The organism is Marivirga sp. (assembly GCF_051117495.1).
GTDB lineage: Bacteria > Bacteroidota > Bacteroidia > Cytophagales > Cyclobacteriaceae > Marivirga.
On record NZ_JBNPEF010000013.1, the window covers coordinates 64686 to 78717 of the forward strand.

The 14032-nt window shown below is 34.9% G+C and carries 12 protein-coding genes; 4 read left to right on the forward strand and 8 right to left on the reverse strand.

Annotation, left to right across the window (positions count from 1 at the left end; all coding sequences use genetic code 11):
- The first annotated feature begins 41 nt into the window (after positions 1-41).
- The 3 genes from prmC (at position 42) to ACFE0M_RS07080 (ending at position 2244) form a co-directional block, all read left to right on the forward strand.
- Positions 42-887 (forward strand): peptide chain release factor N(5)-glutamine methyltransferase, encoded by an 846-nt coding sequence (gene prmC / locus ACFE0M_RS07070; RefSeq protein ID WP_434545049.1) that lies wholly within the window; start codon positions 42-44, stop codon positions 885-887.
- A 110-nt stretch (positions 888-997) separates the two neighbouring features.
- On the forward strand, positions 998-1375 hold the full coding sequence (locus ACFE0M_RS07075; protein WP_434545050.1) for a GxxExxY protein: 378 nt from the start codon (positions 998-1000) through the stop codon (positions 1373-1375).
- A gap of 116 nt (positions 1376-1491) precedes the next feature.
- Positions 1492-2244, forward strand: a complete 753-nt coding sequence (locus ACFE0M_RS07080; RefSeq protein WP_434545051.1) for an SDR family NAD(P)-dependent oxidoreductase — start codon at positions 1492-1494, stop codon at positions 2242-2244.
- 63 nt (positions 2245-2307) lie between these two features.
- On the opposite strand, the gene ACFE0M_RS07085 is transcribed toward ACFE0M_RS07080, so the two are convergent.
- From ACFE0M_RS07085 to ACFE0M_RS07095, 3 genes are all read right to left on the reverse strand, one after another.
- Positions 2308-3285 (reverse strand): hypothetical protein, encoded by a 978-nt coding sequence (locus ACFE0M_RS07085; protein ID WP_434545052.1) that lies wholly within the window; start codon positions 3283-3285, stop codon positions 2308-2310.
- Between the two features lie 38 nt (positions 3286-3323).
- On the reverse strand, positions 3324-3557 hold the full coding sequence (locus tag ACFE0M_RS07090; RefSeq protein WP_434545053.1) for a DUF2007 domain-containing protein: 234 nt from the start codon (positions 3555-3557) through the stop codon (positions 3324-3326).
- Positions 3558-3628: 71 nt separating this feature from the next.
- A complete protein-coding gene (locus ACFE0M_RS07095; RefSeq protein WP_434545054.1) occupies positions 3629-4810 on the reverse strand; it encodes a DEAD/DEAH box helicase in 1182 nt (393 codons plus the stop codon).
- A gap of 212 nt (positions 4811-5022) precedes the next feature.
- On the opposite strand from ACFE0M_RS07095, the gene ACFE0M_RS07100 reads away from it, so the two are divergent.
- A complete protein-coding gene (locus tag ACFE0M_RS07100) occupies positions 5023-6336 on the forward strand; it encodes a DEAD/DEAH box helicase (protein WP_434545055.1) in 1314 nt (437 codons plus the stop codon).
- Positions 6337-6440: 104 nt separating this feature from the next.
- Here ACFE0M_RS07100 and ACFE0M_RS07105 read toward each other — a convergent pair whose 3' ends face one another.
- From ACFE0M_RS07105 to ACFE0M_RS07125, 5 genes are all read right to left on the reverse strand, one after another.
- Entirely contained in the window at positions 6441-7775 is a 1335-nt protein-coding gene (locus tag ACFE0M_RS07105; RefSeq protein WP_434545056.1) for a M24 family metallopeptidase, read from the reverse strand.
- Between the two features lie 218 nt (positions 7776-7993).
- The gene (locus ACFE0M_RS07110; RefSeq protein WP_434545057.1) at positions 7994-8683 is read right to left on the reverse strand and encodes a TapB family protein; all 690 of its coding nucleotides are present in this window, start codon (positions 8681-8683) and stop codon (positions 7994-7996) included.
- Positions 8684-8823: 140 nt separating this feature from the next.
- Positions 8824-9960 (reverse strand): DUF4221 family protein, encoded by a 1137-nt coding sequence (locus ACFE0M_RS07115; RefSeq protein ID WP_434545058.1) that lies wholly within the window; start codon positions 9958-9960, stop codon positions 8824-8826.
- A 113-nt stretch (positions 9961-10073) separates the two neighbouring features.
- Positions 10074-10700: a lysophospholipid acyltransferase family protein gene (locus ACFE0M_RS07120; RefSeq protein WP_434545059.1), complete on the reverse strand. Its 627-nt coding sequence runs from the start codon at positions 10698-10700 to the stop codon at positions 10074-10076.
- 447 nt (positions 10701-11147) lie between these two features.
- Complete coding sequence (locus tag ACFE0M_RS07125; RefSeq protein WP_434545060.1) at positions 11148-13988, reverse strand: CHAT domain-containing protein; 2841 nt, start codon at positions 13986-13988, stop codon at positions 11148-11150.
- Positions 13989-14032 lie beyond the last annotated feature (44 nt).

The window sequence follows — 14032 nt, forward strand, 5'->3', positions numbered from 1 at the left end:
ACTAAATAAAAAATGATGAAATTTGGGGAAAGGATTCTTAAATGAACAGCAAATTACTACTAGAACATTTAAAAAAGGAGATTTCAAATTTTGAAGAAGCTTCAGAAGCAGAGGCCATTGCAATGCTCATTATAGAAGATATTTTCAATATCTCCAGAATGGATATTTTAATTGAAAAGGAATTGGATATATCCTCCGATTTAAATGATAACATACAATCCATATTGAACCAATTAAAATCAGGTAAGCCAGTTCAACATATTTTAGGAAAGGTTGAGTTTTATGGAAGGCAGTTTTTAGTGAATTCAAATGTTTTGATACCCAGAAGGGAAACAGAGGAATTAGTCCATCTTATTTTAGAAAGGCATCCTGATTTAAGCGAGCAGTTAATAGTGGATATTGGAACAGGCAGTGGCATCATTCCCATCACGATAGCCAAAGAAAGAAAGCATTGTGAAGTTTATGGAGTGGATATCAGTTCTGCTGCATTGGCAACGGCCAAAAGAAATGCAGACCTCAACCATGCTCAAGTCAATTTTATTCAGGCAGATATTCTCGAAGATGAAATTGAATTACCTAAGGCCAATATTTGGGTAAGTAATCCACCTTATGTAATGGAAAAAGAGAAGGCTAGAATGGATGCTAAAGTTTATGATCATGATCCTGCCACTGCTCTATTTGTTCCTGATCATGATGCATTGATTTTCTATGAAAGAATTACTAAAATGGCTTTCAATAATTTGGTAAATGGTGGAGCATTGTATTTTGAGATTAACGAACAATTCGGAAAGGAAGTGAAAAAGCTTATGGAAGATAAAGGTTTTGGGGAGGTGAAAGTTTTGGGGGATATGCAGGGAAAGGATCGGTTTGTGGTGGGGACGCGGTGACGCCTAGGTAGCTCACAGAAACCACAGAAATCCACAGAAAAAAGTTTTAACCTTGAATATAATTTTATAGTTTAGGATTTAATTATTTTTTCAACCTTCTATAAAACCCAATGAGTATTAATGATTTAACCTACCAAATAAGAGGAGCAATCTACACTGTATTTAAAGAATTAGGGCCAGGTTTATTAGAAAGTGTTTACGAAGCAGCCTTAATGTATGAGCTGCATAAAATGGGACTTAATGCAAGAAGCCAAGTTGGATTACCCGTGATTTATAAAGGCATTAAATTAGAGTTAGGCTATAGATTAGACATTTTGGTAGAAAACACCATTATAATTGAGATCAAATCAGTAGAATTTCTGCACAATGTCCATAAAAAGCAACTACTCTCCTATCTTAAATTATCAGACAAAAAATTAGGCTTATTGGTTAACTTCAACGTTTCAAAACTAGTGGATAACGAAAGCTTGATCAGGATTATTAATTAAATCTCTTCAAATTATAGCAATCAATATCTATTTACTATTTTTATTTCCAATTATTCTTTCTGTGACCTTCTGTGAGAAAATTATTCTGAGAGAATTTTTATAAGCAAATAAATACTATGAAAAAAACAGCATTTATAACAGGCGCAACATCAGGCATTGGTCGAGCTACTGCCCTACTTTTAGGTAAAAATGGATTTAATATTATTGCAACTGGCAGAAGACAAGAGAGACTTGATGCATTAAAAAATGATTTAGCCAAACATACTGAAATCCACACCCAGAATTTTGATGTTCGAGATCAAAAGGCAGTATTGAAAGCAATTGAAAACTTACCTGCAGAATGGAAAAATATTGACTTACTTATTAATAATGCAGGAAACGCACATGGATTGGCTTCAATTGAAAACGGCAGTATGCAAGATTGGGAAGCCATGATCGATATCAATGTGAAAGGATTATTATACGTTTCGCAACCCATTATTCAGAAAATGATTAAACAAAAATCCGGACACATCATCAACATCGGCTCTGTTGCTGGAAGGGAAGCCTACCCAAATGGAAATGTTTATTGCGCTTCCAAACATGCAGTGGACGCTTTGAACAGCTCCATGCGTATGGATTTAAACCAATATGGCATCAAGGTTTCTCAAGTAGCCCCTGGCTTAGTAGAAACTGAATTTTCTTTGGTTCGATTTAAAGGAGATGAAGATCGATCCAAATCAGTTTATGAAGGATTTGATGCTCTAAAAGCAGAAGATATAGCAGACCTAATTTTATTTATGGCCACTAGACCAGCGCATGTAAATTTAGCGGATGTTTTAATTTTCCCTACTGCACAGGCTTCCTCCACTATGGTGAATAAGTCTTAGAAAAGTTTTAAGGTGAATAAGCGTTGAAGTTTAGAATTAATGGGTATGATTGTATATTGAATTTTAGCTTAAATTATCTCTTTGAGCAATAATCTCATTAATCTTATTTTTCAAATCCTCCTTTTGGGCGGTGCTCAAAATACTTCCATCTGATAGTTGAGTACTCATCAGTTTGATGATTTCATCTAATTCCTCACAGGAATTAAATAATTTGTCCATCAATTCTTGAGTCTTAGGATCAGTGGATTCCATCCTGATTAAGTCTGTTAATCCTAAAATTCTAGCCAGAGGTGCTCTTAATAAATGGGAATTGATAAAAGCATATTCTGTAAGCTGATAGTTTCTTTCCTCCAACTCTGTAGTTCTGTTTTTGACCATTAAATCCAGACCGTCATTCATGGATGTAAGCTCCTCATTAGCATGATTGAGTTCTTCCACAGTACTTCGCAATTCTTCTGTACGTTCACCGACCAAATCTTCCAAACTGGTTGAATACTTCCTTAATTTTTTACCATAATTAAATTGAACCAAAAACAGAGTGACCACAAGTAAGGAAGTAATATATTCAAAATAAAGAGACTGCCTTAATTCATTATAAAAAGGTATAAAAGGAGTATCGTTCAAGCCCAGTACTTGATTGGTGACAATAAAAATAGGTATTAAAAAAAAAGCATAATAGACAGTGATTCCTATAGCACAGAATAAAATACTTTTTAATACATAATCAGAATATCTTTTGATAACCAAATGATAAAATATACCGAAAAAAGCCAATCCACCTGCATGCATTAAAATAGTGGAATATATAGAACCTTGCTCAGGAGTTGTCAAGGCAGAAATAACAACTGTGATAATTAGATAAAAAGGATTGCTTATATAAAATACACTTATCAACAATGGGATTTCATTTAAGCTGCTGATTGCTGCGGTAAATCCCGGGATATTAAATCTGACAAGCCCTAAGAGCGTTGAAAGCAAGCCAAAGATCAGGCTGAGCAATATATCCCTAAAGTGCTGATTATTTAATATATTTTTCTCCAATCATTTGAATTTAAGTAGGAAACTACATAAAACGAACCTTAAGATTCTTTGTTTAAATCTTTTATTATTTTAGATGCTTTATCAAAATCAGTAGCGTTTACATATAAATCTACTGCATTTGGCAAAGCTCCAAAACCTGCCATTACAGCAGATTGAAATTCATTTTTAATGATGGAAGGAATTCCTACATTAGATAATTCATCTTGGATTAAATTAATGTTGATTTCGGTATCACTATAAATTCTTACAATATCATTCTTTTGGTTCTCCATAAATTAAAGATAAGAAATTTATAGAATATTCATATAAATATTACGATTGTTATAATTATAAAATTACTTTTTTAGTATCCGTGCAAATTTATATCCGCTATATTTTTTAACTCTATTTTTTGCTTGGTTTTCTTTTGTATTACCTCAAAGTGATGTAATTCTTCCTTTGAAATCAAGGAAATGGCAGTGCCTGCATGTTCAGCCCTTCCTGTCCTCCCCACCCTATGGACAAAATCCTTGGGAGAACGAGGGAGTTCATAATTTATCACAAAAGGTAGAAATTCAATATCTATACCTCTAGAAAGTAAATCAGTAGTTACCAAAACATTGGTTTTTCCTTCCTTAAAATCCGCTAAAGCTTGTTTTCTTGCATGCTGGCTTTTTTTACTGTGCACTGCCATTGCATTGATTCCATTTTTACCCAATTTTTCGGTTACTTTATCGGCACTTGTAATAGATGAAGTGAAAACCATCACCTGATTTAGATCTTTTGATTTTATTAAATATCTCAGAAAAGGTCCCTTTTGATTGGCTTCCACCGCATAAGCAGATTGCTGAATTAATTTTAATTTTTCCTCAGCTTGCTCTAACTGAACAATATGGGGATGGTTAAGATATAGTTCTTTCAACTTTTGTACATCAGGACTTAAAGTTGCTGAAAACAATAATTTCTGGGCAGTACCGGGGATGAGTTTTAAAATATCTTCCAGCTCCTTTTTAAAATTGGCATTCAATAATTTATCCGCCTCATCAATAACCAAAAGCTGTAAACCACTCAATTTTAAAGCATTAGAAGAAACCAAATCCAATAAGCGCCCAGGTGTAGCAATCAATATCTTTACTTCTCCCATGGCTTGCATTTGCGGATTAATGGAAGTCCCTCCAAATACAGCCAAGGTTTTGCTATGATTTCTATTCGTATCCACAAAAAGTTTAAAGACCTCCAATACTTGTTGTGCTAATTCACGAGTTGGTACCAAGATTAAAACCTGTGGCTGACGATTTCTTCCTTCCGGAAAAAAATTGAGTTTTGTTAAAATGGGTAAAACATAGGCTAAGGTCTTCCCTGAACCCGTTTTGGCAATGCCTAAAACATCTTTTCCGTTCAATGCCAGCGGAATAACTTCTTGCTGAATAGGAAAGGGACTTTTAATATTATGTTTTGATAAAACGTTGGAAAGTGCAATAGGTAAATTAAATGATGCAAAAGACATAAAGGGGTGTGCTATAAAATGAAATGCAAAGTTATTCATTTTTGATCGTGATTCCCTTTTTACATTCAGATTTAATCCTCCTATGGCAAGTTCATTGTGAGGAGGAAACCTGTCAGGTTTATCATTAATATTAATGATGAAAAACGCTACTATTTTTGATTTATAATATCTAGAAACCTGACAGGTTTGGCAAAATTCCTATTATGCTAATGAAGGATCAAAATCAAACTTAATTTCCTTAGCTTTGCATCATGGTTCAAAAAATCAAATCTCAGGGCGAAATGTTGGCCAAATTGGGTATTAAGGGATTAAATCCCATGCAAAAAGAGGCCTTGCAGGTTCTCAAAACTTCTGAAGATACTATATTACTCTCTCCAACAGGCAGTGGCAAAACATTGGCATTTTTACTGCCCATTATTGAATCATTAGACCCAGAATGCAAAGAAATTCAAGTATTGATCATTGTTCCTTCTCGTGAGTTGGCGCTACAAATTGAGCAAGTAGTGAGAGAATTGGGCAGTGGATATAAGGCGAATGCAATTTATGGAGGCAGAGCTGGAGCAAAAGACAAAATTGATTTACAACATCCCCCGGCTATTTTAATCGGGACTCCCGGTAGAATTGCTGACCACATCAAAAGGGAAAGTTTTGCGGTAAAAAGTATAAAAACTTTAATACTAGATGAGTTTGATAAATCCTTGGAAATTGGTTTTGAAGGAGAAATGAAAGCCATCGTTTGGGAGTTACCTCAAGTGAGAAAAAAGATTTTAACCTCTGCCACTGAACCTAAAGAAATCCCCGAATTTCTCGGTTTACGTGATCCCTTTTATCTCAATTATTTGGATGAAAAGATTAACAAATTATCAGTTAAAATCATTAAATCCCCCGATAAAGATAAGCTTGAAACGCTTGAGCAATTAATTCAGAAATTAGAAGGTCAGCCGGGTATTATTTTTTGCAACTTCAAAGACAGCATTGAAAGAGTAAGCGAACATTTAAGAGAATTGAATATTCCTCATGGTTGTTTCTATGGCGGATTAGAGCAGAAAGATAGGGAAAGAGCTTTAATTAAATTCAGAAATGGAAGCTATCATTTGTTGTTAGCTACTGATTTGGCTGCCAGAGGACTTGATATTCCAGAAATTAAATTTATTATCCACTATCATTTGCCTATTAAAGAAGAAGAATTCACCCATAGAAATGGAAGGACTGCCCGAATGCATCAATCAGGGGTGGCTTATGTTTTAGAAGGAGCTGAAGAGAAGCTACCTAATTTTATCAATGAAGAATATATCTCTATTCAAGAAATTGAAGGGACAGAAACAGATAAAATTGATTTCCTAACGCTTTTTATTTCAGGAGGTAGAAAAGATAAAATATCTAAAGGAGATATCGCAGGTTTGTTTATGAAGGAAGGCAAACTGCAAAAAGAAGATATAGGTGTAATTGAATTAAAGTTGGATTGCGCTTTTGTAGCCGTAAATGCAGATAAAGCTAAAGGCATAGTGAAATCCTTAGATAACAGCAGGTTAAAGAAGAAAAAGGTAAGGATTAAAACTATTTAAGAAAGAAAAAGCCCAAGCGAGACGCTTGAGCTAGATATCTGTAGTAAAAAGGCAACTGGTTCAAGCGTCTCGCTTGGACCTCTTCAAACACAACCACCTAAATCTCACCTCGGAATAGCATAAATCTCTTCCTGTCTTCCGTCAATGTAATAGATTTCTTCCCCATCAAAGAAAGCTTCTTCTTCTAGCATAATGCGGATTTCCTTATTCCATTCTTGGATGAAAACCGCTGCATTCAATTCAATGGAATAGGCTGTATTTGGATATAATGGATAATCACCACTCCCTGGAACACCACCTTGAGAATCCCACATGCCAATGGTAGGCCCTGCTGCATGACCGTGATATCCGATTGGATGCGTATAAATAGTGGGTTTCAAACCAGCTTCTTTAGCCTCCTCCAATGCTGATAACAACATTTCATTGCCTGTTCGGCCTGTTTTGAATTGGTTAGTCAAATGATCCTGCACTTTTTTACCCTCTTCAAAAGCTTTCACCAAATATGTAGGGATTCTTTCCTCTCCGGGCTTTAATACATAAGCATGCTGTTGTGTATCGGTATTCAATCTTAAATAAGTAATTCCAAAATCCACATGCAATAAATCTCCTGGCTGAATAATTTGCTGGTCAGGCCTTTTACTGAAACTCCTCAGATGATCAAAATTTTCAGGATCTGCCCTTTGGACATCCACAGTGGGATGAAACCATGTTCTTAATCCGAGCTTATTAATTTCCTGACGATACCACCAAACCAAATCATCAGTGGTGCTTACCCCTGGAGTGATGGCTTCCAATGAAAAGCCTTTAGCTATAATTTTATGGGCAATATTGCATAAGTGCTCATAAATTACCCTTTCCCTTTCGGTTCTTGTTTCCAACCATCCTACCGCTAATTTCTCTGCTGAAACCACTTTTTTTTGTTGTGGTTTTGACAAAGCATTCATCAGTAAATCATATTCCGATTTTACCAAACCATCGGCATGTGAAAAGTCATTGGACATATTCACGCCAATTTTTTTAGGATTTTTCTCTTCTATAAGTGATGCTAATCTTTTCCACTGGTCAGGCTGAGTATCAGGATTCCAAGCTCTTTTAAATATTTCCCCTACATCATATCTGGCTACTGCATGAGCTTCCAGTTCAGCCCCCTTTTCAGCTTGATAAATCACCAACATGGTAGTTCTTCTAGCTGCCATCCATGTGGAAGGTAACATGGTTTTGATTACGGGATCCTCATTATACTCACTTGAAATAATTACCCACATATCAATTTCTGTACGCTCCATTATTTCTGGCAATACTGTTTCAAAACGTTCTTTTAGAATTTCATCCTCCAGTTTGGCCTGATCTTCTAGGCTAAGGATTTCTGGATATTGAGCTATGGTAGGAAAGCTAATAAGTATTGACAATGCTAATGTGTAAATGGATTTGATTTTCATATTATGTTAGAATTAGTCAGAAAATGTAGTTAGAAATTTAATAAAATATAAAATTGAACTTCATTCAAATAGACCTGTCAGGTTTATTGAATCTCAATTTACATATAAAATTTATTAAGCCTGAATTGTCAATCAAAGAAATCCTGACAGGTCACTGACCGGAATTTAGGTTAAATCGTTATAAATAAACCACACCGCTTTTTCATCAGGTGAATTCATCATTTAATCTCAGTCAAAACAGTATAACTATTTAATTTCCCATTTTTATCATATTGCTCTGATCTTACAACCCCGACATTTTTTGCAATCCACTCAATATTTTTTGTTTCTCGGGTTATCATGGCATCGAATTTTATGATGGAATTAATTTTATAAGTATCATAGGTTCCTGCCGGCACTTCAATATCTTCTTTTGACATCACCTTTCTATCTTGGATTTTGATTTCCATCTTCATTTGCATAGGCCCTGAAATTGTCATGGTCACGCCACCATCTTCCAAGTATTGTCCAACTTCCAAATTTTCAGGAATGGTGATAGCATCAAATTCCATTTCAACATCCATATTTTTGAAGCTTTCCATGGTTTCCTCTGGAATATATTTTGACATATCCATTTCAACCACGCCATCTTTGCAGGTAAACTCCACCTCTTTTTCCATCACCATTTTGTCCTTTTTATCGTAAGACGTCAGCATTACATTAGCAGTTATAATCCCGTCTGCTTCGCTTACGGAAAGCACCTCATAACTTTGCTTGCCTTGATATTTGTCCTTTGCATTATAATTGGCGGTTGTCCATTTCCTACCTTCATCAAGTAGCAAATATGGATTGCAATCCGACTGAGCTAAGGATTTAATGGGCATTGATAAAATAAAAATAAGGGCAAGTGTTTTGATAAAAGTTTTCATAGTCTGGTAAATAAGTTTTTTACCAAATTACTATTTTATATTGATAGTGCCAATAATGTATAAGTTGTGGAAAACTTTATTTTTGGTTTATTGGCAAATGCGAGATGCTTGCTCCTGTGCGGAGGAAAAATAAAAAGATATTATTGCTCAACCTGAACATCCACCAGCATATAGGAAAAGAAATAACCTCTTGATGACATTAACTGAAAATACAAGCCTTCTTTGGTTACTTCATACCTGTTTTGATAAACCTTATCATCAGGAAGATTTATCTCTTTTAAAACATTAAATTGATTATCTATAATTTGCAAAAAATATTCGTGCTCATCTTTAGTTTCATCTTTCACTCTGAATACCCGATAATACAAATCTCGATACTTATCATAAGTAATAGGATGGTATCTATTACTCCGAAAAGAGCTTTTGATGATATCTCTCAAACTGCCATTTTGATTGATTTCTACAACAGATTCTATCTTATTGGATTTTACCTCATTAGCACTAATGGTACTATCTTGAAAATCATAAACATAAATAGTCGAGTGATTAGGGAATGAGTAAACCAAACGGTCTTCCAACTCAATAATTGAAGGCTTGTCCAAAATTCCGTAATTAATTCCAGACCGAAATAATTCGGGATAAGTTAAATAGGGTTCAATTTTAACGGATTTAGTATCAAAATTTAATTTACAGAAAAGCGGAGCTTTATAAAATTCAGGAGTATTCGCCTGTAAATTTACAGGATACAATCTCATATAGACCGATTTTTGATCTACTGATAATTCCTTTTTCACGGTATAACTTATCGTAAATCCCCCATCAATAACGTATTCATTATCGAGATCTTCCGCTAAATTCGAATAATTAACTCTATTTAAAACCTGCCCTTGATAATCAATAATAATCCATTCAGGAACGGTCTTTAAAATAATTTTATCTTCTGTTACAAATATTTCAGAAATAGTCTTGATTCTATTAGGCCCATCTCTTTCTAATTTGATCGTTTGTTTGGTTTCCTTACTGTGGAGATCAATGAATTGCAAAGAGTGATCAAAGTGATTATAGCCGACAAATAAAATTTCTTCATCCAGAATATCGTAAATGGCATAATAGTCTAAATATTCAGGAGAGATTCTAAATTTAACAGTATCAACCTTAATTTGATAGGTAGTTTGACTCGAATTATAACCATCACAACCTGTAAAGAGGACATAAATGAAAATTAACAGCAAGGACTTTACTAAAGATAATAAAATGATATTCAAATTGTTTCCCATTGAATAATTGCACATTTAATAAACCGGGAACTGCTCCATTAGGAATTCTCTTTAAATCATAAAAAGAACAAACTTCAAATAGACATTTATACAACGTATTGAATCGAATAAAATTACCCCAGCAACTCCGCTTGCATCTTCTCCATCACCTCTTCTTTCAATTTCGGAAGGTCTTTCTGGGTCAATCCTTCCGTTGATATAGACGGCAAAATTTGCACATGCACATTGCCGGGCTTCATTAAAAAGCTGCTAGGCTTCATCAATTTGGCTGCATCTTTTATTACTATGGGTAAAATTGGAGCTTGGGCATCAATAGCAATTCGAAAAGCTCCGTCATAAAATCGTTGTAAGGGCTGATCTGTTCGGTTCATGGTGCCTTCAGGAAAAACCAAAATGGAGGATTCATTTTCCAAAACCTCATTTAATCGCTCTTTACTTTTCTGTCTGCTTGATGGATTTGATCGGTCCACTACTTCGGTTATCATTTTGATCAAAAATCCAAAAATTGGGATTTTAGTCAATTCTTTTTTAGCCAAGGCCTTAAAAGGAGCATCAATAGCTTGCGCAATGGCAGGAGTATCTAAAAAGGAAGTATGATTGGAAATGACCACATAATTTTCCTTTTTATTGAAATGTTCTTTCCCTTTGATTTTATAAATGATACGGTTAAAAGTACTAAAAAGTAATGACCATAATCGAATCGCCTTGAAGCTTAGATGTATTCCTTTTTTATGGATCATGGGTGGAATTAAAAACACCGGGAAAAGGATAATCATAGAGATATGAAAAATGAGCAGTGCCCAAATGGTATATAAAAATTGGAAAAATTTCAGCATTGAATCTCGAACAATATTTTTAATCAAAAACAAAGATGCTGAAATTTCCTGTTTTAGGTAAAATTTTCTTTGGAATAAATGGATTGCTATATATTACCAATCCAATTCCAGAAGATTCTGGATAATTTTAGTCTCATTTCCTTCGTCATGAGACTAAAATTTCCGGAATGACGTTCTTAGCCCCGGTCGGTGGCTCACCGACCGGAAGAGCAGAAAAGATTGATATTTGGTTGAGATGATGGCTTCCCTAACGTCATTGATTTCATTTTAATGACAATAGCTTTCTTCCTATTTTGAAGTTCTTCAGGATTTTCCAAGTGTTATTCTTTGCGTAATTTATATGCAGTGAAATCACCTGCTAAACATGATAAAAGCCCCCCAATAATATGGATGCTTATATTCATTCAACATGGCCAATTGGGCTGATCGGAATGCCTCAGGAATGGCTTTTCCTTGAACATTTTCCCTATAAAACCCTGACATTAATTTTTGGGTGGCGGTATCATCTACTTTCCATAAACTCATGACCAGTGATTCAGCTCCGGCAACGATAAATGCCCTTTGCAAACCGTAAACTCCTTCTCCTGCTTTTACATCTCCTTTTCCTGTTTCACAAGCCGAAAGCACTACCATTTCGGTATTATTTAAATTTAAATTAATAGCCTCATAAGCCGAGAAAAAGCCGTTATCACTTTGATTGAAAGACTGTGAACTTCCAGAAGCTTCATCTGATCCTGCCCCTGTTAACAATAAACCCGAACGTAACAATGGGTTTTGTCTGATATATTGCAGTTGAACTCCAAACAAATTATCATTAGCCTGTTTGTCTTCCAAGAAATAACCATGACTTGCTAAATGCAAATACTTTGGTGATTGAACCTGTTTTAAATTAGACTCATTGGCTTCATCCGCCAGATATTTTTGCATTGTCATACTGGGCGAAAGATATTTTGAAATATCTTCTATCTCTTTTCTTGTTCCTGGTAATTGAGCAATACTTTTACTATTGAAATTCGGGTCCCCCATTAAATAAGCTTTCTGAGCTGTAGCTTGTGAAGATGCTTTCCTGTATAAAATATCGTTTGGATGGCCGATATAGCGGATATCATGGTCTTGAATTAAATATTTACCATTAGGCTGTTGAAGGGTATTCATATTGACCTGATTATAAATCCCATCCGGAGAAATATAAATTCTGGAAGTATTGCCAACTTCGCCTTCAATGCTTTTCCAGTATTGATCGTAGGAGTAATCATCTTTCATTTTCTGATTGATCACGTTATTATAGTAGGCGTAATATCTATTTTCCAACAGATTGCCGTCTTTATTGATGACAATTTCCGGTTTGCTTGTGCCTTTCTTTAAAATCACAAAAGCATAAGCATTTTTACTGGTTAATTTCTTGTCAAAAATAGGATATTGAACGATTTCAACCATTACTTCTCCTTGCTTTAACTTATTTAGAATAACTTTATAATCAGTATTTCTGTCTTCATAAGCCGTTGAAAAAGCATCCGATTTTAAGGACAATTCCTTTTCAGTTTGGTTGGCGGCATTTTCTAAAGAATCCACATTAAGTGACTGCTCTTTAATTTCTTCATCGCTAAGTGCGTATGCATTGGCCAACTGTTGTTTTTGATCAACCCATTTTTCATAAAGAGCAGTTAATTCCTCATCATTTTGGCTGAAAATAGTATTTCTCAATGCTGTGGAAGCACTTAATAATATGCCTTTGGTTGATAACCTATAGCGCATAAAATCTTCCAATAACTCAGGATATTCTTGATGGTTTTCCAATGCAAAATTATAGAAACGGAAAAATCTAGGCTTCATTTGTTCCCAGTATTTGGTTTTTTCAGCTTCACTTAAAGCTGGAAAATAATCTTCCACAAACTCTTCACTTGTTTCCATCACCCTTTTAAAATAGCTTTTAGCTGATTCTGTTTGACCATTGGCCCAAAACCATAATGCCATATCCTCTTGGCTTTTCACCACCTTCGGATGAGTTTTGGATAATTTTCTTTCACGAGTGTAAAGGGCAGATTGTAATAAAGGCTCCGCTTTTTCAAGTTTACCTAAAAATCGATATAAATTTCCTAAATCAGATTGGGTCCCTGCCGTGGTCAAATGTTCGGAACCAAATTCATCTTCATAGATCTCTAAGGCCAATTTCAAAGCTTCCTCTGCTTTTACGTATTCTTCTTTAGCTACATAAAGTGCCGCAATATTGGATTTCATGTGGGCATAATCAGGATCATTTTTAGCATTCAATTTCAACCTGCTTTCCTGTAAATCCAGCACTTCCTGAAAGGTGTTTTCGGCCGTTTCCAAATCACCATTTTCTTGCTCCAAAATAGCTTTATTAGTCAGAAATTGAAGATAGGTGCTGTTTTTTTCCGTCAAACTTTCCTTGGCAATTTCACTACATCTTTTCATCAGGTTTAATGCTTGGTCAGCTCTGCCCATGTATTGATTTAAGATGGCTTCGTTATTTAAATATATTGCATAAGGTAGCTTTTCATTCTCCTCTTCTGAACTGAGCGTTTGACCCAACTTTTGAATGATTTTTTCAGCTTCCAAATAATTCCCCAGGTTGATTTGAAGGACGGCATAATTATTTAACTCAGCTAAGTAACCAATGCTTTCCTTTCCCTGCATTTTCTCCCATCCATCTAAAGCTTTTTGGGTAAATTCCTCTGCTTTCGTGAATCTTCCCATATCACTGTAGAGAAGCCCTAAAAGACCGATAGTTTTTAGATAATTGGGCTCATCGGTAGCAGAAATTTGTTCATACTTTAGTTTGGCTAATTTCAAATTTGTTTCCGCCATAAACTGATTGCCCATTTTATAGTTTAAGCGACCAAAATCATAAATATCTCTTGTGGCTTCCAAATCTGTTTGGGGTTCATCATCCCTTAAAAGGAAATTGGCAGTTTTTACCAATCCCTCTCCTTTTTGTTGGTTTTCAAATGATTCCGTTTTATCCAGAAAAGCAATGGCATAATTGAATGAAAGGGTATCATAACTTTCACGTTTCTCCTCCGTTTTTTCTTTCAATTTATCTTTTACCAACTTTTCGGCTTGCTTTTTAAGGGCGTTCCCCACTCCAAACTGTGCAGTAGCATCATGCGCAAAAAATACTGTAATTATTGACAAAAGAGATATTACTGTTAATTTTAAGTAAAAAGTCATGGTTCTTAATTCTTTATTATTTTGGTAATGGTAATAAAATCAAA